This window comes from uncultured Psychrobacillus sp. (assembly GCF_938022135.1).
In the GTDB taxonomy this organism is placed as follows: domain Bacteria; phylum Bacillota; class Bacilli; order Bacillales_A; family Planococcaceae; genus Psychrobacillus.
This window is the reverse complement of record NZ_CALIED010000046.1, coordinates 1-21,642: the sequence shown is the minus strand read 5'-3', so window position 1 is coordinate 21,642 and position 21,642 is coordinate 1. Positions and strand designations below refer to the sequence as shown.

The window sequence follows — 21,642 nt, the reverse complement described above, 5'->3', positions numbered from 1 at the left end:
GAATACATTGGCACAATCGATAATCGAAGAAAATATAAAAGAAACAACAAATCAAACCGGCAAAAAATCTAAATCTGGTAATCCGAGTAAAAGAATAAATAAACAAAAAATGTTAATTAAATTGTTATCTTATCTACTTCTCTTAGTAATAACATGTATTACCATTGTCCCTTTCCTATTTGCGCTATCCACTTCTTTAAAAGGAACGAATGATGTCTTATTTTCTATACCACCTCAATTAATACCAAAGAATATTACTTTCGATAACTTCATTACTGTATGGAATACATTGCCTATTGCTAGATACTTAATGAATAGTGTAATCCTAACTTTTTTTGGCGTAGTACTTCCCTTAATATTATGTTCCTTTGCAGCTTTTCCGCTAGCAAGAATGACCTTCAAAGGTCGTAATTTTGTGTTTTTGCTAGTGATTGCGACAATGATGATTCCAGGAGAAGTTACAATGATTCCAACCTACCTAATCATCGATAAGTTGGGATTAATGGGCTCTTATGCTGGTGTTATTTTACCTGGGGCAATAAGTGTAATGGGTATTTTCTTGATGCGACAAGGATTTATGGGTATTCCTAAGGAAGTGGAAGAGTCTGCAATCATTGATGGGGCAAACGTGTGGCAAGTATTCTGGAAGATTATGTTCCCAATGGTTAAACCGATGCTAGGTGTTCTTACCATCCTAAGCTTTATGGGGGCGTGGAACAGTTTTCTATGGCCATTACTTATCCTAAACGATCCAAGTACTTATCCGATAACCTTGGGACTGTATCAACTACAAGGTGCATTTTCTGCGAACACAAGACTTGTTGCAGCTGGGGCTATGATTGCTTTAGTTCCGATTATTATCGTGTTTATAGCATTTCAACGCTATTTTATCGAAGCGGCTTATTCTAGCTCGGTAAAGGGATAAGAAATAAAGTAGGAGGTAATCTATTTGGATGCAATAACTTCTGGTATCTACGCTGGATTTGATTGGTTTATACGAATTGTTAAGCTCAATCTGTTATGGCTATTCTCATGCATAGCTGGAGTTTTTATATTTAGTATGTTTCCGGCTACAAGAGCAGCTTTTGTAGTAACAAATGAATGGACAAAAGGAAATACAGATATATCTGTTTGGGGGACGTTTAAAACATCCTTTAAAAAAAATTATTGGAAGTCACAATCAATGGGCTATTTGCTAGGGTTAATCTTTTTTATCCTTATTATAGATCTTAGATTATTTCTTTCTTTTGAAAGTAATATAATTTGGAGTTCTTTAATAGTTACCTTTTCTATTTTCTTAGTCTTTTTATTAGTAATCAGTTTTTATGTCTTCCCAATGATACTAGAATCCGAATTAAGTATGAAAGATACGCTTAAGACAGCATTCTTTACAGGGTTTTCTTATCCACACTGGACTTTCATTAACCTTTTAGGTGTATTGACGGTAACTTTTATAACTATTATCTATCCGATTTCGTTACTATTTTTGTCAGGTGGAGTAATCTTTTTATGGATAACCTGCATGAACAAAATTGTAAAGGCTAAGATTGAAACAAAATATGAAAAGTTACATGGAATTACGGAATAAATCTGTGTGGTGAACGGTGTGACGGTATTGAACAAAAATAATAATCTTATAGATTAGTACAAACAGTGGTGATTAGATGAGAAAGTCGGACTTCTTTAGTAAGGTTAAAGGTAAATTGATTGTTTCGTGTCAGGCTCTAGAGGATGAACCCTTACATGGCTCAAACATAATGGCTAAGATGGCAGTAGCAGCAGAACAAGGTGGTGCCTCTGGAATAAGGGCAAATGGAAGTGAAGATATTAAGGCAATAGAGCAAGTGACAAGCTTGCCGATAATTGGTCTTGTAAAGCGAGACTACGAGGATAGTGAGGTTTATATCACACCTACTAGAAAGGAAGTAGACGAGCTACTAGATACAGGTGTGGTTATGATTGCACTAGATGCAACATCTAGAAGGCGTCCCAACGAAGAAAACCTTCCTGACCTGATTACGTATATTAAACAACATGGCAGATTAGTGCTAGCAGATATCTCTACCGTCGAGGAGGGCTTGAAGGCTTTAGAATATGGTGCAGATTGTGTCTCAACTACCCTGTCAGGGTACACATCATATACTAGAAGTAGTAACAGCGGTCCCGATATAGAATTGGTAGAGGAGCTTTCTAGGTTAACGAGTCAACCAGTAATAGCAGAGGGTAGGGTGAATAACCCTGAAGAAGTAAGTATCCTTTTAGAAAAAGGGGCACACACAGTAGTTGTTGGATCAGCCATTACAAGACCACAGCATATTACGGAAAAGTTCGTTCAAGCACTGAACATTAAAAATGCATAAATGCACGTAGTCTTTGAAAAGGTGAAGCTAAGTACCGGCATAGACAATAATTAATGCGGACGCACAGTCTTTCGGATGTAAAGTTCCCGAAGAGGTATGTTTTTAGCTAAAAACTGTATTCAAAGAAGTAATAGTATAAAATAGAAGTATATATTTTATATTAACATTTCCTAGGATAAGGACGGTAGAATACATGAAAATGCCTATAATAGAAATAATAAATAGTTACTATCCATCATTGACTAACTCAGAGCAAAAAGTAGCAACATTTGTCCAAGAAAATTTGGGTAAGGTTATTTATTATTCGGTAACAGATTTAGCCGATGAAGCAGGCGTTGGAGAAACTACTGTACTTAGATTTTGTAGGAAGATAGGATTAAAAGGGTATCAAGAATTTAAACTAACGATTGCTCAAAACTTGTCTGAGGGTGAAAGAGACAAAGATAACTCGGAAGCATCTAATTTTATCCAATCCATTAGAGGGAATACCATTAAGGCAATAGAAAATACAGCTTCCATGATTATTGAGAACGATTTAGAGGCAGCTATCGAACTATTGAATAAGGCTCGAACCATTAGTTTCTTTGGAGTTGGTACCTCTGGAATAACTGCATTGGACGCAAAAAGTAGATTGTTAAGAATCGGTAGACCTTCAGAAGCAATTACGGATTCACATTTACAAGCTATGTCTGCGGCCACGCTTACTGCAGAGGATGTAGTAGTTGGCCTTAGTATATCTGGAAGTACTAGGGATACATTGGAGGCGCTAGAGATAGCTAAAATGGCTGGAGCAAAAATCATTGCCATTACGTATTATTCACGTTCTCCTATTACTCAATTTGCAGATATTGTCTTACTAGGCGGAGCAAAAGAGTCTCCATTGGAAGGTGGATCATTAACGGCTAAAATTTCTCAGCTTTTTATCGTCGATCTTTTATGCACAGGATTAGCGTTACAATCAAAAGATAAATCACTAGAGATGAAGCAGAAAACCGCAAAGGCTGTTGTAAACAAAATCTATTAATCGTCTTAAGGCTTATGAGTTATAGTTAATGGGGGCTCCCGGGTATTAAATTTAATACTAGGGAGTTTATTTCTTTCTGTATAATCTACATAAAATATCATTCAGACAACGAATGTTGTATTGAAAATTCTCCACACGTAGCAATCCCATCGTTACCCTCAGAGGTGAAATTTACTCTCATTCAAATTCAAAATGCCCTTCCTTCTTAACCAATCAATAAATGCTCTGTAGTTCCCTTCTTTTTCAACTTTCTACATTAATTGAATACCGGTATATAGAATGAAATCCATTTTACATGGATCCATACTCCATGCAGGTTCCTTGATTATATATGTTCATAAAGGGTATATATTAGAATATCTTCTACCTATGAGGAACTATTATTTAAAGGAGTTGGAAGAATGTTAGAAAATGCATGGATTATGGTGTTGACGATTTTTGTCATTAACATTGTATACGTTACGTTATCCACTACTAGGATGATTCTTACACTAAAGGGGTATCGATATATTGCTGCATTGATGAGTATTGTAGAGGTTACTGTTTATGTAGTAGGGCTTGGCCTAGTGTTAGATAACTTGGATGCTATTCAAAATCTTGTTGCCTATGCACTTGGTTTTGGTACGGGAATCATTGTTGGTTCTAAGCTTGAGGAAAAAATGTCTTTAGGATATATTATGGTTAATGCTATTTCTGTAGAAAGTGATGTAAACCAATTATCCAATATTCTCCGAGAGGAAGGGTACGGGGTTACCGATTGGACGGTAAATGGTTTAGCAGGGCATAGACAAGCACTTCAAATATTAACTCCTAGGAAATATGAGAAAAAGCTATATGATCGATTAAAGGAAATTGATCCGAAAATCTTTATTATTGCACATGAGCCCAAAACGATTCATGGCGGGTTCTGGGTTAAAACGATTAGGAAAGGGAAGCTCTTTAGATGAAGCAAGAAACACAATGGTTTGAAGTGCAAGAAAATGAAAGCATTGCAGCCTGTATGGAAAAGATGGCAGAGCAGGGCTTTCAAGTGGTTGGTAGGAGAGAAGAGCCTTTGTTTGCAGAGGTGGATGGAAAACCTGTTCCTATCAGGCAAATTATTCAATTAAAAGGTATTAAAGAAAAGAAATAATAGAAAATACATCAAAAACCGAACATTATAGTTTTCTGAAAATTTATTGTTCGCTTTTAGGCGTTGACGTTACTATCTAGACTTGTTAGAATATTAATAGTAATAGAACGATTTGATCCCCATATATGCTAAAGAATTGGCTTTAGCGTTTCTACCAAGTCACCGTAAATGACAGGACTATGAGGGAAAGCGACTTTTGGAAACTGCTAAAAGGGTGTGTTCTTCTATGCATATGCAAGTATCAAACACCCTTACTATGTTCCTCAAGTAAACTGCTTTTCTTCTTAAAGAAAGTAGTTTATTTGAGGAATTTTTTGTTTAAAAGGAAGGGACGAAAATAATGAACGCAAAAATTGGTGTAATTATGGGTAGTTCTAGTGATTGGGAAACGATGAAGCATAGCTGTGAAATATTAGATGAGTTACATATTCCATATGAGAAACAGGTGGTATCTGCACATCGCACTCCTGATCTTATGTTTGAATATGCGGAACAAGCCCGAGGAAGAGGGATTCAGGTAATTATTGCAGGAGCAGGAGGAGCGGCACATTTACCAGGAATGGTGGCGGCAAAGACGACACTTCCGGTTATAGGTGTACCAGTACAATCCAAGGCATTGAATGGATTAGATTCTTTATTATCAATTGTTCAAATGCCTGGAGGAGTTCCAGTAGCAACGGTGGCAATAGGTAAGGCCGGTGCTACAAATGCAGGTTTACTTGCTGCACAAATTCTTTCCATTCATAATGATGAAATTGCTATTCGGTTAGAAAATAGAAGAGAAGCAATTAAAAAAAATGTCTTAGAAAGTAATGGTGAGCTACGATGAAGACAATCTATCCGGGACAAACAATAGGGATTATTGGCGGGGGACAGCTCGGGAGAATGATGGCCCTTGCAGCTAAAGAAGCGGGATTTAAAGTGGCTGTCCTTGAACCGAAGATGGACTCTCCTTGTGGTCAGATTGCAGATATTCAAATTGTTGCACCATATAACGATGAGGCAGCTTTAGAAGAGCTTGCCGAAGTTAGTGAAGTGATAACCTATGAATTTGAAAATATAGATTATGAAGGTTTAAAGAGACTTACAGAAATTGCTTATGTTCCTCAAGGAGCGGAGCTTGTAAAAATTACACAAGACCGTATTTTGGAGAAGAGATCGATTCGAGCAGCTGGAGTGCCAGTGGCAAAATTTATAGAGGTACAAAGCTTTGAGGAGCTATCCTCCAACATAGATAATATCGGCTATCCATGCGTGGTGAAAACTACACGTGGAGGGTATGATGGAAAAGGACAGCAGATTGTTAAAAGTAAGGAAGAGTTACAACTAGCTAAGCCTCTTTTTCAACACTCACCATGCATAGCGGAAGCATTTGTACCATTTACTAAAGAGATTTCAGTAATTGTACAAAGAAATGGAAATGGAGAAACGTATTGCTTACCAATCGGAGAAAATATTCATGTGAATCATATTTTACATGAAACTATAGTGCCAGCGAGAATTAGTAAATCTCTATCTCAAAAAGCGGTAGAGGCTGCGGAAGTAATTGCGAACCATTTGAATCTTGTAGGAACGCTTGCTGTAGAAATGTTTGTGCTTGAAGGCGACAAGATATTAATAAATGAGTTAGCTCCTAGACCTCATAATTCAGGTCACTATTCTATAGAAGCTTGTAATGTATCTCAATTCCATCAGCATATAAGAGCGGTGTGTGGCTGGCCTTTAAGACAACCGAAGCTATGGACGAACTCAGTTATGGTCAACATACTAGGACAGCATGTAATTCCTGTAACAAACTCGCTCAGCAAGTATCCAAATTGGTCGCTACACCTGTATGGCAAAAGTGAGGCTATGGAAAACAGAAAGATGGGACACGTTACGATTCTTTCGGACGATATTGAGAAAACACTAGTAGAAATCGAACAATCAAAAATCTGGTCTTAATTTGGAGGAATAAAAATGATAGAACGTTATACACGCCCTGAAATGGGAGCGATTTGGACAGAAGAAAACAAATACAATGCCTGGTTAGAGGTAGAAATTTTAGCCTGTGAGGCATGGGCAGAAATAGGTGATATTCCAAAGGAGGATGTCGCACTTCTTCGTAAAAATGCTTCCTTTTCGGTAGACCGTATTTTAGAGATTGAACAAGAGACAAGACATGATGTTGTAGCATTCACTCGTGCAGTATCTGAAACATTAGGAGAAGAGCGTAAATGGGTACATTATGGATTAACTTCTACAGACGTAGTCGATACTGCTCTTTCTTATGTGATTAAACAAGCGAACAGTATACTACGAAAAGACATTCAAAGCTTTATCGAAATCTTAGAAAATAAAGCAAAAGAACATAAATATACGGTAATGATGGGACGTACTCATGGTGTTCATGCAGAGCCGACTACATTCGGTTTAAAGCTAGCACTATGGACAGAAGAAATGAAGCGTAACCTGGAGCGCTTTGAAGCAGCAGCTAAAGTAATTGAGACAGGTAAGATGTCAGGAGCGGTTGGTACGTATGCAAATATCGATCCATTTGTAGAGCAGTACGTATGTGAAAAGCTCGGATTAGCAGCTTCTCCAATCTCTACTCAAACCTTACAGCGTGATCGTCATGCTCAATATTTAAGTGTAATAGCGCTAGTAGCTACTTCTATCGAAAAATTTGCTACAGAGATTCGTGGACTGCAAAAGTCAGAAACTCGTGAAGTAGAAGAGTTTTTCTCAAAAGGACAAAAGGGTTCATCAGCAATGCCACATAAACGTAATCCAATTGGATCTGAGAATATGGTTGGGATGGCAAGACTTATTCGTGGTTATATGATGACTGCCTATGAAAACGTAGCGCTATGGCATGAAAGAGATATCTCTCATTCATCTGCAGAGCGTGTAATCTTACCGGATGCAACCATTGCATTGAACTATATGTTGAATCGTTTTAGTAACATTGTGAAGAACCTTACCGTGTTCCCTGAGAACATGAAACGTAATATGGATTCCACGTTAGGTTTAATATATTCACAGCGAGTTTTACTTGCATTGATCGACAAAGGGCTGGCGCGCGAAACAGCATACGATACGGTACAGCCACTTGCTATGAAGGCATGGGAATCTCAAAAGGCATTCCGTAGCTTTGTGGATGCAGATGAAAAAATTACTTCATTATTAACTAAAGAAGAATTGGATGATTGCTTTGACTACAATTACCACATTCAGCACGTCGATATGATTTTTGACCGCTTAGGCTTAAATAAATAGAGTTAACAAAAACATCAAGACATATCTGATTATATGGGGGAAACTATCGTGATAAAAGGCAATCTATTATACGAAGGTAAAGCAAAAAGATTATATGCAACGGAGAACGAAGAGGTTCTCTACGTTACATATAAGGATAGTGCAACTGCATTTAACGGAGAGAAGAAGGCAGAAATCAATGGTAAGGGCATATTAAATAACAAAATTACTACTATTCTTTTCGAACAGCTAAAGAAGTATGGGATTGAATCTCATTTTATTGAGCAGCTTTCTGAAAATGACCAACTGGTAAAGAAAGTAGAGATTATCCCGCTTGAGGTTGTTGTAAGAAATATAGCTGCCGGAAGTCTTTCTAAGAGACTTGGTTTGGAAGAGGGGACCCTTCTAAAACATCCAATTGTTGAGTTTTATCTAAAGGATGACGAGCTTGGTGACCCACTTTTAACAAATGCACATTTAGATTTATTGGAAATTGCTTCTTCTGAAGAAATAGATACGCTTCAAACGATGGCACTTAAGGTTAACCAAGTGCTTCTCCCAATATTCTCTGATATTGGTGTTACTTTAGTAGATTTCAAATTAGAGTTTGGTAAAACAGCTGACGGTTCTATTTTGCTTGCCGATGAAATCTCTCCGGATACTTGTCGACTTTGGGACAAGGAAACAAACCAAAAACTAGATAAAGACGTGTTCAGACGCAATTTAGGAAGCTTAACAGAGGTTTATGAGATTATACTTTCCCGTCTAGGAGGACTATCAAAATGAAAAAAGTTAAAGTATATGTGACACTTCGTGAAAGTGTATTAGATCCACAAGGGAGTGCAGTAATGGGTGCACTACATTCTATGGAATACAAAGAAGTTACGGACGTGAGAATTGGTAAATATCTGGAGCTCCAAATAGAAGAAGGAACACGTGATTTAGATGCAATGATAAGAGAGATGTGTGAAAAGCTTTTAACGAATACAGTAATCGAAGATTATCGCTATGAGGTGGAGGAGGCTGTCAGCAAATGAAGTTCGCTGTCATCGTATTTCCAGGATCCAATTGTGATTTAGATATGTACCATGCGATTAAAGATGAGCTTGGCGAAGAAGTAGAATACGTTTGGCATGATGAGAAGGATTTAAGCAAATTTGATGCCATTTTACTGCCAGGTGGGTTCTCTTATGGTGACTACCTACGTTGTGGTGCCATTTCTCGCTTCTCAAATATTATGTCTGAAGTGGTGAAGGCTGCAGAAGCTGGTAAGCCAGTTCTAGGTGTTTGTAATGGATTTCAAGTGCTGACAGAGGCTGGCCTTTTACCAGGTGCCTTATTGCGCAACAAAGACTTAAAGTTTATGTGTCGCACGGTTGACTTAAGAGTAGTAAATAATGAAACCCAATTTACCTCTGCTTATAAGAAGAATGATGTGATTCAGATCCCGATTGCCCACGGAGAAGGTAATTATTATTGTGATGAACTAACATTGATGTCACTAAAGGAAAACAACCAAATTGTCTTTACCTATGCTTCTGACAATCCAAATGGAAGCATAGAAGATATTGCAGGTATTGTAAACGAAAGAGGAAATGTACTTGGGATGATGCCTCACCCAGAGCGCGCTGTAAGCGAAATGATGGGTGGAAGTGATGGATTAGCATTATTCAAATCTATTTTGAAACAGTGGAGGGAATCTCATGTCAGTCATGCTTGAACCGAATGCGGAGCAGATTAAAGAACAAAAGCTATATGCTCAAATGGGAATGTCCGATGAAGAATTTGCGATGGTGGAAAAAATCCTAGGAAGACTGCCTAATTATACAGAGACTGGTTTATTCTCTGTTATGTGGTCGGAGCACTGCTCTTATAAAAATTCTAAGCCAGTTCTACGTAAATTCCCTACAAAGGGACCTCAAGTTTTACAAGGGCCAGGAGAGGGTGCAGGTATTGTCGACATTGGTGATGGGCAGGCTGTAGTTTTTAAAATGGAATCGCATAACCATCCCTCTGCAATCGAGCCTTATCAAGGAGCTGCAACAGGAGTAGGCGGAATTATTCGAGATGTCTTTTCAATGGGAGCACGTCCAATTGCTATGTTAAATTCTTTGCGATTTGGTGAACTAAAAACACCACGCGTTAAATATTTGTTTGAAGAAGTAGTGGCAGGTATTGCTGGCTATGGTAACTGTATTGGTATTCCAACAGTTGGCGGAGAAATTCAGTTTGATGACTGTTACGAGGGTAACCCACTAGTAAATGCTATGTGTGTCGGTTTAATCAACCATGAGGATATCCAAAAAGGAATAGCAGCTGGTGAAGGTAATACAGTGATGTATGCTGGAGCAAAAACAGGACGTGATGGAATTCATGGTGCGACATTCGCCTCGGAAGAATTGACGGAAGCTTCTGAAGAAAAGCGTCCTGCAGTTCAAGTAGGGGATCCATTTATGGAAAAGCTTTTATTAGAAGCATGTCTAGAGGTTATTAAATCGGATGCAATTATCGGGATTCAAGACATGGGAGCAGCTGGTTTAACTTCTTCCTCGGCAGAAATGGCTTCAAAAGCTGGGCACGGAGTAGAGATGAACTTAGACTTTGTTCCACAGCGCGAAACTGGTATGACTGCCTATGAAATGATGCTATCTGAATCACAGGAACGCATGCTAATTGTTGTTAAAAAGGGCCGTGAAGAAGAAATCGTTGAGGTTTTTGAAAAGTATGGTCTAGATTGTGTTGCTGTAGGTAAGGTAACAAATGATAAAATGCTTCGCCTTCTTCATAATGGCGAGATTGTAGCCGAGGTTCCAGCAGATGCACTTGCTGAGGAAGCACCGGTTTATCATAAGCCTTCTAAAATTCCTGCTTATTACACAGAATTCCAAGCTATGGAAAACAAAGAACCTGTAGTAACGGACTATAACGAAACGCTTTTAAAGCTTCTTCAACAGCCTACAATTGCTTCAAAGGAATGGGTGTACGATCAATATGACTATCAGGTTAGAACTAGTACAGTAGTTACTCCTGGTTCCGATGCAGCAGTTGTACGTGTTCGTGGGACAAATAAAGGCCTTGCTATGACGACAGATTGCAACTCTCGCTATATTTATTTAGATCCAGTAGCCGGAGGGAAAATTGCAGTGGCAGAGGCAGCTCGTAATGTAGTGTGTTCAGGAGCTAAGCCATTGGCAATTACTGATTGTCTGAATTTCGGTAACCCTGAAAACCCGGAAATCTTCTGGCAGTTAGATCAGTCAGCAGAAGGGATAGCTGCTGCTTGTATCGCCTTAGACTCACCGGTAATTGGAGGAAATGTGTCCCTTTATAATGAAAGAAGTGGAACAGCCGTTTATCCAACACCAACCATTGGTCTTGTAGGATTAGTAGAGGATTTGGCTCATGTAACAACTCAATTTGTTAAGCAAGCGGGAGATCTCGTTTATTTGATTGGTGACACTAAAACAGAATTCGGTGGATCGGAGCTACAAAAATTAGTAGAAGGTCGCATTTTTGGTCAAGCACCTTCCATTGATTTAGAGGTAGAAGCAGCTCGCCAACAAGCCTTATTATCAGCTATTCAAGCTGGTTTAGTACAGTCAGCCCACGATATCGCAGAGGGTGGTTTTGCAGTAGCATTAGCTGAAAAAGCATTTGGCGCTAAAGGTCTTGGAGTAGAAGTGACGGTTCAAGGTTCTGCAGTAACGACTTTATTTAGTGAATCGCAATCCCGTTTCATCGTGACGATCAAGCCAGAGGATGCTGATCAGTTTGAAGCAATTGTAGAAGATGCTGTGAAAATTGGCCAGGTAACTGATACAAATAATCTAGTAATCTCTCAAGAAAACGGAACTACATGGATCAGCGGTTCTGTTGACGAATTCCGTTCCGCTTGGAAAGGAGCCATACCATGCTTGCTGAACTCAGAGGCTTAAACGAAGAATGTGGTGTGTTTGGTATTTGGGGTCACACCCAGCCAGCGGCCATGAGTTATTATGGACTGCATGCATTACAGCACCGTGGACAGGAGGGTGCAGGGATCGTTGTAACCGATGGCAAATCCTTACGCGCCGTAAAAGGCGAAGGCCTTGTGAATGACGTGTTTAATAATGGAAAGCTGGAGCAGCTGGAAGGGCACTCGGCTATTGCTCATGTTCGTTATGCAACAGCAGGAGGATCTGGACTAGAGAATGTACAGCCTTTACTATTCAATTCTACGACAGGCAGCTTAGCCATTGCGCACAATGGTAACATCGTCAATGCTACTCGTTTGAAGCGTAACCTAGAGCAGCAAGGAAGTATTTTTCAAACGACTTCAGATACAGAAGTGCTTGCTCACTTATTAAAAAAGAGTAAATTACCCTCCTTTGAAGAGCGTGCAAAGCAATCTCTTCGATTACTAGAAGGAGCCTTTGCCTTCATCATTCTGACCGAGGATGGCATGCTAGTCGCACAGGATCCGCAAGGCATGCGTCCTCTTTCCCTAGGGAAATTAGACGATGCTTGGGTAGTAGCTTCTGAAACAAGTGCCTTCGATTTAATCGGAGCAGAGCTAGTACGCTCTATCCATCCAGGAGAGCTATTAATTATTAATGACGAAGGTTGTCGTTCGGAACGTTATATTGAAAAAAAGGACCGTGCGATATGTACAATGGAGTATGTCTACTTTTCTCGCCCGGACTCTGATATAGATGGCATAAATATTCATATGGCAAGAAAGCGTTTAGGAAAGCAACTAGCAAATGAAGTATTCATCGATGCAGATGTGGTAACAGGTGTCCCAGACTCCAGTATTTCTGCAGCAATAGGATTTTCAGAATCAACGGGTATTCCGTATGAGCTAGGTCTGATCAAAAACCGTTATGTTGGCCGAACGTTTATCCAGCCATCGCAGGACTTGCGTGAGCGTGGAGTTAAGATGAAGCTATCACCAGTTCGTCAAGTCGTGAAAGGCAAGCGTGTTGTTATGGTTGATGACTCTATCGTTCGTGGAACTACCTCTAGAAGAATTGTAAATATGCTAAAGGAGGCAGGAGCGACAGAGGTTCACGTAGTTATTAGTTCTCCTCCTTTAAAGAATCCGTGCTTTTATGGGATAGATATTAGTTCTGATTCTGAACTGATTGCAGCAAATAATTCTATTGAAGAAATGCGTGAATTGATTGGTGCAGATTCCCTTTCCTTCTTATCGGTGGAGGGAATGGTAGAAGCGATTGGCAGACCAGACGGTGAAAAAAATTGTGGTCATTGCTTAGCCTGCTTTACTGGAGAATACCCGACAGATATATTTCCAGACACAAAATTACCACATGAAAAAGAGCTTGTTCGATAGGAGGATTATAGATGTCAAAAGCATATGAAAAAGCTGGTGTAAATATTGAAGCTGGCTATGAAGCAGTTGAACGCATGAAATCACATGTCGAACGTACAGCTAGAAAAGGAATCATGGGTACTTTTGGTGGCTTTGGAGGAATGTTCGACTTATCTTCTTTAAATTATAAAGAACCAGTCTTAATCTCTGGGACTGATGGTGTAGGAACAAAGCTTAAGCTTGCCTTTATGATGGACAGTCACGACACAATTGGTATCGATTGTGTTGCTATGTGTGTAAATGACATCGTTGCACAAGGAGCAGAGCCTTTATTCTTCTTAGATTATGTAGCGGTAGGTAAGGCAGTACCGACTCGTATCGAACAAATTGTAAAGGGCGTTGCAGATGGATGTGTTCAGTCTGGTGCAGCCTTAATAGGCGGAGAAACGGCAGAAATGCCAGGGCTTTATGAAGAGAATGAGTACGATTTAGCGGGGTTTGCTGTTGGTGCTTGTGAAAAAGCAAAAATAGTAACAGGTGAGCAGATTAGTGAAGGAGATGTATTAGTTGGTATAGCCTCTAGTGGTGTTCATTCCAATGGATATTCTCTTGTACGTAAAATAGTATTTGAAGAGCAAGGGTATACAGCAAATACGATAGTGGAGGGTTTTGAGGACCTTGGAGAAATTGGCAAGGCTCTCTTAACTCCTACTAAGATTTATGCAAAACCAGTAATGGAGTTACATCAGCAATTAAACATCCATGGTATGGCGCATGTAACTGGCGGAGGGTTCTATGAAAACCTTCCACGGATGATGCCTGAAGGGTTGGCAACTGAAATAGATCTTGGTTCTTGGGAAGTGCTACCGATATTCCAATTCCTCAAGGAAAAGGGGCAGCTGACTGATAGAGATCTTTACAATGTATTTAATATGGGAATTGGCTTTGTACTAGCTTTAACTGAGGAAGAGGCAGAAAAGGCGATTGCTATAGCTGAGACTCATGGAGAAAAAGCATACACAATCGGTCGTGTGGTAAAAGGGGAAGGCGTACTATTCAACGGAACACATGACGGGAGTTTAGTGTAATGAGTACAGGTCCAAAGTTTGCCGTCTTCGCTTCAGGAAGCGGCACTAATTTTCAAGCAATCTATGATGCGGTTAGGACGGGTAAGCTGGTAGGTGAACCCGTCTTAGTTGTAACAAACAGACCAGATGCATATGTTGTGGGTCGTGCAAAGGCAGTAGGAATTGAAACGCTAATATGTAAGCCATCCGATTATTCTACAAAGGAAGCTTATGAGCAGGAAATTTTAAACGAATTACAAGAGTTACAGGTAGAATGGCTAGTGCTTGCTGGTTACATGAGATTGGTTGGCAATGTGTTACTGGATGCATATCCGAATCGTATAGTTAATATTCATCCTTCCTTGTTACCCGCCTTCCCTGGAAAAGACGCTATTGGACAGGCAATGGAGCATGGTGTGAAAGTTACGGGGGTCACCGTGCACATAGTAGACGCAGGTATGGATACAGGACCAATATTAGCTCAATGTGCTGTAGACGTCATATGTGATGACCGAGAGAAGACAGAGGAAAGAATCCATGCAGTAGAGCATGAATTATACGTAAAGACCTTGCAACAGCTGTGGAGTTAATGGACATAAGCTTAAGTACTTCCAAAAGCTCAACTTTATTAATAAACGTATGAAAGTTTCTTCATGGTCAATTACTTAGCACTTTTTTTAAGAGATTATTTTACCTTTATCCATGCTTGATTGAAGCGACAGATGAGGGCTTATCGCTCCCCCCGCGAAAAAGCGTCCGAGATATGAGCGGAAATCAATGTATTTTATTTTACTATTTACTTTTAAAGCTGGGATAAAATAAGCTTTACTTTAATATCGATTTTTAAAAAAATTAGGAGGAATTATTGTGTCTAAACGTGCGTTAATCAGTGTATCTGATAAATCAGGAATTCTTGAGTTTGCAAAAGAGCTGGAACAGCTTGGGTATGAAATTTTATCAACTGGAGGTACCAAATCATTTTTAGAGAAAAATGGAGTTGCTATTACCTCTGTTGACCAAGTAACTAATTTTCCAGAGATTTTGGATGGTCGAGTAAAAACATTAAACCCAATGATTCACGGTGGATTACTAGCAAAGCATGATGATCCCTCTCACCAAGCTCAATTAGAAGAACATAACATAACCCCAATCCAAGTGGTTTGCGTAAACCTTTATCCTTTCCGTGAAACTATTTCAAAACCTGATGTAGCATTTGAAGATGCTATTGAAAACATCGATATTGGTGGGCCGTCTATGCTACGCTCAGCAGCTAAAAATCATCAGTATGTAACAGTAGTTACTGATACAACTGATTACGAAGAAGTGTTAAGTCAGCTAAAAGAAACTGGAGAAACTACTATTGAAACACGTCGTAGACTTGCAGCTAAAGTATTCCGTCACACAGCAGCTTATGATGCGTTAATCGCAGATTATATGACAAATCTTACGGGAGAAGAATTCCCTGAGCTATTAACTCTTACATATGAGCGTAAGCAAGCTTTGCGTTATGGAGAAAATCCTCATCAACAGGCTGCATTCTACAAACGCCCACTTGGTTCTGATTTCTCGATCGCATCGGCTAAGCAATTACACGGTAAGGAGCTTTCTTATAACAATATCCAAGATGCAAATGCTGCTATCCAAATTGTTAAGGAATTTGAATTACCAGCTGCAGTTGCTGTGAAGCATATGAATCCATGTGGAGTAGGTACAGGAAACACAATTTCCGAGGCATTCCAAAAAGCTTATGAAGCAGATTCTACATCTATTTTTGGAGGAATTGTGGCTTTAAACCGTGAAGTGGATGCTACTACTGCTAAAACATTAGCAGGCATTTTCTTAGAGATTATTATTGCTCCGTCCTTCTCCGAGGAAGCCATTGCAATGCTAACTGCTAAGAAGAACATTCGTCTTTTAACTATTTCCTATGAGCAAACGAAAAAAGACAAATGGAATACGGTCTCAGTAGAGGGTGGATTATTAATACAATCTCCAGATACTTACGGGTTAAAAGATGCAGATGTTCGAGTAGTTACAGAACGTCAGCCTACAGAGGAAGAATGGAAATCGATGACATTGGGATGGAATGTTGTAAAGCATGTTAAATCTAACGCCATCGTGGTAGCGAATGAAGAAATGACAGTAGGTGTAGGAGCAGGCCAGATGAACCGTGTAGGATCTGCTAAAATTGCTCTTGAACAAGCAGGTGATCTTGCAAAAGGAGCTAGTCTTGCATCAGATGCTTTCTTCCCTATGAATGATACGGTAGAGGCAGCTGCCAAAGCTGGTGTTACAGCAATTATACAAACTGGTGGATCTGTGAAAGACCAAGATTCAATTGATAAAGCAAACGAGTATGGAATTGCGATGGTATTTACTGGCGTGCGCCATTTTAAACATTAAGGAGGCTTCCCACATTCATGAATATTCTTGTTATTGGTAGTGGAGGGAGAGAACATGCTATTGCTAAGCAGTTCCATCTATCTCCGTCTGTTCAGAAAGTGTTTGTAGCACCTGGGAACGCAGGGATGGAAAAGGACGTTCAAATTGTTCCGATTGATACGTTAGCTTTTGACGAGTTAGCCAAGTTCGCAAAAGAAAACAAGATTGATTTAACGTTTGTCGGACCAGAACAGCCTCTTGCAGAAGGGATTGTAGATTTCTTCGAAGGTCAAGGCTTATGTATATTTGGCCCAACGAAGGCTGCCGCACAAATTGAAGGAAGTAAAACCTTTGCAAAAGAATTAATGGACAAATACAAAATCCCAACAGCTGCTTATGAAACATTTACAGAGGTAGACAAAGCAAAAGCATATATTGAACGTCTTGGAGCTCCAATTGTTGTGAAGGCGGATGGTCTTGCTGCTGGGAAAGGAGTAGTAGTTGCGATGTCGGTTGAAGAGGCGACAGCCGCAGTAGAGGACATGATTGGTAACCAATTGTTTGGAGAATCTTCCTCTCGTGTTGTTATAGAAGAGTTTTTAGATGGAGAAGAATTTTCATATATGTCCTTTGTCCACAACGGAGCTATTTATCCAATGGTAATAGCTCAGGATCATAAACGTGCTTTCGATGGGGATGAAGGCCCGAACACCGGAGGTATGGGTGCATATTCCCCTGTGCCACAAATCTCTAAGGACGTAATAGAGACTGCTTACCAAACGATTGTGGAACCAACCGTTCAAGCAATGACTGCGGAAGGTTATCCTTTCACAGGTATTTTATATGCTGGTCTTATCCTGACAAAGGAAGGTCCAAAAGTTATTGAATTTAATGCTCGTTTTGGAGATCCTGAAACTCAAGTAGTTCTTCCTAGAATGAAGAGTGATTTTGGTGAATTTATGGAAGCGTTGATGGAAGGAACGTCTTATCATGTAGAATGGTCCGACGAGGCAATGTTAGGTGTGGTAATTGCTGCTGAGGGATATCCAATGAATCCGGCAAAGGGTGCAGTGATTCCTAATTTAGATTATTTGACTGAAGAGGGACTACATATATTCCATGCAGGTACGAAGTTGCAGGATGGAGAGCTAGTAGCAAACGGTGGTCGTGTCTTATTAGTAGCGGGAAAAGAAGCAACCTTAAAGGCTGCACAGCAAAGTGTCTATGAGAAGCTATCTAAAACAGAGTGGAATGGTTTATTCTATAGAACCGATATTGGTTGGCGAACATTTAAATAATTTGGAAAGAATGTCCGGTATACGCTTGGACATTCTTTTTTTAGAAACGTGCGAGAACAGATTGTACTTCTCACGGAAGGTAATGTTTCATTAAGTGATAATACCTAATAATAGCAAAATGCAACATTTGACCACTTGTTTTAGTTTAGAGTTGCTAATGGACTGTGAAAGTGATACTAAGTCAGTTCTTTATTTCCGAAATACCTATGATTAAAGCGACAGGCGGGCCTTAAGTAGAGCTTGCTTATCGCTCACACCACAAAAAATTCTTCGCTAGATAAGTGGAAATCTGCCATCACGTGTTAGTTCTAAACAATGACCTTTTTAAAATTTATCATAATTTCCTTTAAGGAGACTATTATATAAGAGAAGGCTATGCGATAGATTTTCTAAACTACCATATACCAACTTTACTTGTCTTTAAAATAGAGATTATTCGGTCGATAAATATAGTAGCAGATAAATTTACCTATTTGTTTATCAGAATTTACAAAAAATATAATTCAACACTTTGATTTACTAAAGTACTGTGCTAGTATTATTTTTATGAATAGAATATACGGGAAGGAGAAGGGTTACATGCATTATCCAATATGGAAAATCGAACACATAAGGCATCAAATAGAAGTGGTTAACGGTACAAAAGCACCCGACATTCTTATTAAGAATGCTACTTACTTACATAGCCATTTAAAAAAGTGGATAAGTGGAAACATTTGGATTGTCAAAGACCGCATCGTTTATTCAGGGTCTGAAACACCTCTCATTACGGATGAGACTGAAGTATACGATGCTGCAGGGCAAAAGATTGTACCTGGTTATATTGAACCCCATGTACATCCATTCCAGCTTTATAATCCACAAACATTTGCAGATTACGCTTCACAGCTTGGAACCACAACATTTATATCAGATAATTTAATCCTTTTCCTGATGCTTGAAAATAAGAAAGCGTTTTCAATAATGGATGAGTTAAAAAAATTACCCTTTTCTTTTTATTGGTGGGCTCGTTTTGATTCCCAAACAGAATTAGAAAATGAGGAGCAGCTTTTTAACTCCAAAACAGTAGGAGAATGGATCAATCGACCGGATGTCATTATGGGTGGTGAGCTGACGGGATGGCCTAGATTACTATCCGGAGATGACCAGATGCTGTATTGGCTTCAGCAGGCTAAAACCAAAGGAATGAAAATCGAAGGACATTTTCCTGGTGCATCCGAGAAAACACTTGCTAGAATGAGATTATTAGGGGCAGACGGTGACCATGAGTCTATGACAATCGAGGAAGTAGAAAGACGGATACTGCATGGTTATGCAGTTACCTTACGTCATTCTTCCATTCGTCCAGATTTACCAAACCTACTAAAGGATATTTTAGAGAAGGATCTACGTATCTTTGATCATTTAATGATGACTACAGATGGTTCGACACCATCTTTTCATACTGACGGTGTAATGGACAAATGTATCCAGGTAGCATTAGATGCAGGTGTAGATCCGGTTGATGCGTACTTGATGGCGTCATTTAACGTTGCAAAGTACTATAATCTTTCAAATTTACATGGTGTTATTGCAACAGGTAGACTTGCAACATTGAATTTTCTAGAGGACGAGCGAAATCCTGTCCCAATCGCCGTTTTATCAAAAGGAGTATGGTTAAGAAAAGACGGAGAAAAAGTTCGTGGATTAGAAGAGGTAGATTGGTCTAATATGCCGCCGCTTCAGCTAGACTTCGATTTAACCGATAGCGATTTTCAATTCTCGATGCCATTTGGTATTGAAATGGTGAATGACGTCATTACTAAGCCTTATTCTATTAGTGTTGATACAACGGACAATGAATTGTCTCAAAGTCACGACCAAAGCTTCCTGCTACTTATAGACAGAAATGGTAAGTGGAAAGTATCTACTTTAATCAAAGGCTTCGCAACGTCCTTAATGGGATTTGCTTCTTCCTATTCGAATACTGGGGATATATTATTGATTGGGAAGAGTAAAAAAAGTATGATGCAGGCCTTTGATGAAATGAAGAAAATGAACGGCGGGATCGTCATTGTAGAAGATGACCAGGTTGTCTGTTCAATCAGTCTTCCAATAGGTGGAGGGCTTTCTGATAAGCCAATGGAAGAGCTTATAGAGGAAGAGATAGTGTTAAAGAGAGAACTAGCTAATAGAGGATTTAAGCATGGGGATGCTATATACACACTGCTGTTTTTACAATCTACTCATTTGCCGTATGTCCGTGTAACTCAAAAAGGGATATTCGATGTGATGAAGAAGAAGGTTTTATTTCCAGCAGTAATGAGGTAGGAGGCTTTAGCGTGTTAAAAAAATGGGGAATGATTGCTGTTGTTTGTGTTTTACTTTCAGGGTGTTCAAAGGAAGCAGTAATAGAGGAAGTAGTTGCTGAAGATATTAAAGAAGAGGTAGAGGAGAGTGTGGCTGAAATAATTGAAGAGGAACCGACAGTCTTGCCGTTCAATGCTCCATTTACTGGGGTTGGATCAGAAGAAGAGTTAAAGCAAAGACCAGTTATGGTAACTATCAATAATCATCCACAAGCACGTCCGCAATCAGGGATATCTCAAGCAGATCTAGTTTATGAAGTCATTGCAGAGGGAAATGTTACTCGATTTTTGGCAATTTTTCAAAGTGAGATTCCAGATAATATTGGACCAGTTAGAAGTGCTAGAGATTACTTTGTAGAGCTATCCAAAGGGTTAGATGCCTTTTATGTGGCACATGGCTATAGTCCAGATGCACAGAAAATGTTAAACGCTAGAGTAGTAGATAATATAAACGGTATGCAGTATGATGGAATCTACTTTAAGCGTTCAAAAGAAAGAAAAGCACCACATAACTCTTATATTTCAGGTGAGAATATTTTAGCTGGAGCAGAACGAGTAGGGGCTTCAATGGAATTGAACAAAATACCGACCTTCTCTTTCTTAGAATCTATAGATGGTGCTAAGATTGGAAATCCAGCTTCCAATATAACTATTCGCTACGGTAATGGTACTAGCTTTGAGAACGAATATAATTATGTTTCAGACGAAGGGATTTATGAAAGAAAGTCTGCTGGAGTGCTTACAACCGATAAGGAGAACGAGACTCCTGTAAAACTTTCAAATCTTATTTTTATGGAAATCCCACATAAAACCATTGATAATTCTGGGCGTCAGCAGTTAACATTAGCTAATGGAGGAAAAGCATATCTTTTCCAAGCCGGTATTATGAAGGAAATAGAGTGGAAAAATATAGAGGGCATATTGGTCCCTATGGATAATGGTGTACCAGCAAAGCTAGTTCAAGGGAAAACATGGATTAGTATTGTTCCGACAAATCCTGGGATAGAAAATATGGTTAAGTATATACCGTAAACGACTAAAGAAAGGAATGAATACATTGCAGATTGAAAAAATTAAAGGTAAACAAACAGACCAACTATTCAATGCTATTCTGCAGTTAAAGGATATAGATGAGTGCTATCGATTTTTTGACGACTTATGCACGATTAGCGAAATTCAATCACTTGCTCAGCGATTTGAAGTAGCCCATTTGCTTCGTCTAAAGAAAACTTATGAATCTATTAAAAAAGAAACTGGTGCAAGCACTGCTACTATTTCACGTGTTAGACGAGCATTTGATTATGGCAATGATGCGTATGACGAAATGCTAGATAGATTATATCCAGACGAGAAACCAGTGTTAAATAGAAAAGAGTAATAGAGAAGAGCTCTCTCCGAAACTTATTCGGGAGAGTTTTTTTGTTGTTAAGGAAATTATAAAACTCGGAACCTGTGGATAAATTGATGTCTAGCTCCACCGCCT

At 39.2% G+C, this 21,642-nt stretch carries 21 protein-coding genes and 1 riboswitch; all 21 genes read left to right on the top strand.

Annotation, left to right across the window (positions count from 1 at the left end):
• Positions 1–7: 7 nt before the first annotated feature.
• The 21 genes from Q0371_RS09925 (at position 8) to Q0371_RS09825 (ending at position 21,537) form a co-directional block, all read left to right on the top strand.
• A complete protein-coding gene (locus Q0371_RS09925; RefSeq protein WP_240949766.1) occupies positions 8–925 on the top strand; it encodes a carbohydrate ABC transporter permease in 918 nt (305 codons plus the stop codon).
• A gap of 24 nt (positions 926–949) precedes the next feature.
• Positions 950–1,588, top strand: a complete 639-nt coding sequence (locus Q0371_RS09920) for a DUF624 domain-containing protein (RefSeq protein ID WP_169360542.1) — start codon at positions 950–952, stop codon at positions 1,586–1,588.
• A 76-nt stretch (positions 1,589–1,664) separates the two neighbouring features.
• Entirely contained in the window at positions 1,665–2,360 is a 696-nt protein-coding gene (locus tag Q0371_RS09915; RefSeq protein ID WP_169360543.1) for an N-acetylmannosamine-6-phosphate 2-epimerase, read from the top strand.
• Positions 2,361–2,553: 193 nt separating this feature from the next.
• Positions 2,554–3,384, top strand: coding sequence for a MurR/RpiR family transcriptional regulator (locus Q0371_RS09910; protein ID WP_240949767.1), 831 nt, complete (start codon positions 2,554–2,556; stop codon positions 3,382–3,384).
• 401 nt (positions 3,385–3,785) lie between these two features.
• Positions 3,786–4,331, top strand: a complete 546-nt coding sequence (locus tag Q0371_RS09905) for a DUF5698 domain-containing protein (RefSeq protein ID WP_251556588.1) — start codon at positions 3,786–3,788, stop codon at positions 4,329–4,331.
• A complete protein-coding gene (locus Q0371_RS09900) occupies positions 4,328–4,516 on the top strand; it encodes an NETI motif-containing protein (RefSeq protein ID WP_251556586.1) in 189 nt (62 codons plus the stop codon). Before Q0371_RS09905 ends, Q0371_RS09900 begins: the two co-directional genes overlap by 4 nt.
• 99 nt (positions 4,517–4,615) lie before the next feature.
• Positions 4,616–4,716, top strand: a riboswitch (purine riboswitch).
• A gap of 140 nt (positions 4,717–4,856) precedes the next feature.
• On the top strand, positions 4,857–5,345 hold the full coding sequence (gene purE / locus Q0371_RS09895; protein ID WP_251556585.1) for a 5-(carboxyamino)imidazole ribonucleotide mutase: 489 nt from the start codon (positions 4,857–4,859) through the stop codon (positions 5,343–5,345).
• Positions 5,342–6,460: a 5-(carboxyamino)imidazole ribonucleotide synthase gene (purK, locus tag Q0371_RS09890; RefSeq protein ID WP_251556583.1), complete on the top strand. Its 1,119-nt coding sequence runs from the start codon at positions 5,342–5,344 to the stop codon at positions 6,458–6,460. Before purE ends, purK begins: the two co-directional genes overlap by 4 nt.
• Before the next feature lie 15 nt (positions 6,461–6,475).
• Entirely contained in the window at positions 6,476–7,774 is a 1,299-nt protein-coding gene (gene purB, locus Q0371_RS09885; protein ID WP_251556581.1) for an adenylosuccinate lyase, read from the top strand.
• A gap of 48 nt (positions 7,775–7,822) precedes the next feature.
• Positions 7,823–8,539, top strand: a complete 717-nt coding sequence (purC, locus tag Q0371_RS09880) for a phosphoribosylaminoimidazolesuccinocarboxamide synthase (protein WP_251556579.1) — start codon at positions 7,823–7,825, stop codon at positions 8,537–8,539.
• Positions 8,536–8,790, top strand: a complete 255-nt coding sequence (purS, locus tag Q0371_RS09875; protein ID WP_169360550.1) for a phosphoribosylformylglycinamidine synthase subunit PurS — start codon at positions 8,536–8,538, stop codon at positions 8,788–8,790. Before purC ends, purS begins: the two co-directional genes overlap by 4 nt.
• Entirely contained in the window at positions 8,787–9,473 is a 687-nt protein-coding gene (gene purQ / locus Q0371_RS09870; RefSeq protein ID WP_169360551.1) for a phosphoribosylformylglycinamidine synthase subunit PurQ, read from the top strand. The genes purS and purQ overlap by 4 nt, the downstream gene beginning before the upstream one ends.
• On the top strand, positions 9,457–11,688 hold the full coding sequence (gene purL, locus Q0371_RS09865; protein ID WP_298470739.1) for a phosphoribosylformylglycinamidine synthase subunit PurL: 2,232 nt from the start codon (positions 9,457–9,459) through the stop codon (positions 11,686–11,688). The genes purQ and purL overlap by 17 nt, the downstream gene beginning before the upstream one ends.
• Complete coding sequence (purF, locus tag Q0371_RS09860; RefSeq protein ID WP_298470737.1) at positions 11,664–13,085, top strand: amidophosphoribosyltransferase; 1,422 nt, start codon at positions 11,664–11,666, stop codon at positions 13,083–13,085. Before purL ends, purF begins: the two co-directional genes overlap by 25 nt.
• Positions 13,086–13,096: 11 nt before the next feature.
• A complete protein-coding gene (purM, locus tag Q0371_RS09855) occupies positions 13,097–14,152 on the top strand; it encodes a phosphoribosylformylglycinamidine cyclo-ligase (RefSeq protein WP_298470735.1) in 1,056 nt (351 codons plus the stop codon).
• Positions 14,152–14,721 (top strand): phosphoribosylglycinamide formyltransferase, encoded by a 570-nt coding sequence (gene purN, locus Q0371_RS09850; RefSeq protein ID WP_298470733.1) that lies wholly within the window; start codon positions 14,152–14,154, stop codon positions 14,719–14,721. Before purM ends, purN begins: the two co-directional genes overlap by 1 nt.
• Before the next feature lie 277 nt (positions 14,722–14,998).
• A complete protein-coding gene (gene purH / locus Q0371_RS09845) occupies positions 14,999–16,534 on the top strand; it encodes a bifunctional phosphoribosylaminoimidazolecarboxamide formyltransferase/IMP cyclohydrolase (RefSeq protein ID WP_169360556.1) in 1,536 nt (511 codons plus the stop codon).
• A gap of 17 nt (positions 16,535–16,551) precedes the next feature.
• Entirely contained in the window at positions 16,552–17,811 is a 1,260-nt protein-coding gene (gene purD / locus Q0371_RS09840; RefSeq protein ID WP_298470730.1) for a phosphoribosylamine--glycine ligase, read from the top strand.
• Positions 17,812–18,390: 579 nt separating this feature from the next.
• A complete protein-coding gene (locus tag Q0371_RS09835; protein ID WP_298470728.1) occupies positions 18,391–20,121 on the top strand; it encodes an adenine deaminase C-terminal domain-containing protein in 1,731 nt (576 codons plus the stop codon).
• 11 nt (positions 20,122–20,132) lie between these two features.
• The gene (locus tag Q0371_RS09830; protein ID WP_298470726.1) at positions 20,133–21,191 is read left to right on the top strand and encodes a DUF3048 domain-containing protein; all 1,059 of its coding nucleotides are present in this window, start codon (positions 20,133–20,135) and stop codon (positions 21,189–21,191) included.
• Positions 21,192–21,216: 25 nt separating this feature from the next.
• On the top strand, positions 21,217–21,537 hold the full coding sequence (locus Q0371_RS09825; protein ID WP_169360559.1) for a YerC/YecD family TrpR-related protein: 321 nt from the start codon (positions 21,217–21,219) through the stop codon (positions 21,535–21,537).
• The last annotated feature ends 105 nt before the right edge of the window (positions 21,538–21,642 follow it).

Bases quoted from the DNA above. Each gene is read 5' to 3' on its own strand.
- Q0371_RS09915 (WP_169360543.1), top strand. From the start codon at position 1,665: ATGAGAAAGTCGGACTTCTTTAGTAAGGTTAAAGGTAAATTGATTGTT.
- Q0371_RS09910 (WP_240949767.1), top strand. From the start codon at position 2,554: ATGAAAATGCCTATAATAGAAATAATAAATAGTTACTATCCATCATTG.
- Q0371_RS09905 (WP_251556588.1), top strand. From the start codon at position 3,786: ATGTTAGAAAATGCATGGATTATGGTGTTGACGATTTTTGTCATTAAC.
- Q0371_RS09900 (WP_251556586.1), top strand. From the start codon at position 4,328: ATGAAGCAAGAAACACAATGGTTTGAAGTGCAAGAAAATGAAAGCATT.
- purE (WP_251556585.1), top strand. From the start codon at position 4,857: ATGAACGCAAAAATTGGTGTAATTATGGGTAGTTCTAGTGATTGGGAA.
- purK (WP_251556583.1), top strand. From the start codon at position 5,342: ATGAAGACAATCTATCCGGGACAAACAATAGGGATTATTGGCGGGGGA.
- purB (WP_251556581.1), top strand. From the start codon at position 6,476: ATGATAGAACGTTATACACGCCCTGAAATGGGAGCGATTTGGACAGAA.
- purS (WP_169360550.1), top strand. From the start codon at position 8,536: ATGAAAAAAGTTAAAGTATATGTGACACTTCGTGAAAGTGTATTAGAT.
- purQ (WP_169360551.1), top strand. From the start codon at position 8,787: ATGAAGTTCGCTGTCATCGTATTTCCAGGATCCAATTGTGATTTAGAT.
- purL (WP_298470739.1), top strand. From the start codon at position 9,457: ATGTCAGTCATGCTTGAACCGAATGCGGAGCAGATTAAAGAACAAAAG.
- purF (WP_298470737.1), top strand. From the start codon at position 11,664: ATGCTTGCTGAACTCAGAGGCTTAAACGAAGAATGTGGTGTGTTTGGT.
- purM (WP_298470735.1), top strand. From the start codon at position 13,097: ATGTCAAAAGCATATGAAAAAGCTGGTGTAAATATTGAAGCTGGCTAT.
- purN (WP_298470733.1), top strand. From the start codon at position 14,152: ATGAGTACAGGTCCAAAGTTTGCCGTCTTCGCTTCAGGAAGCGGCACT.
- purD (WP_298470730.1), top strand. From the start codon at position 16,552: ATGAATATTCTTGTTATTGGTAGTGGAGGGAGAGAACATGCTATTGCT.
- Q0371_RS09835 (WP_298470728.1), top strand. From the start codon at position 18,391: ATGCATTATCCAATATGGAAAATCGAACACATAAGGCATCAAATAGAA.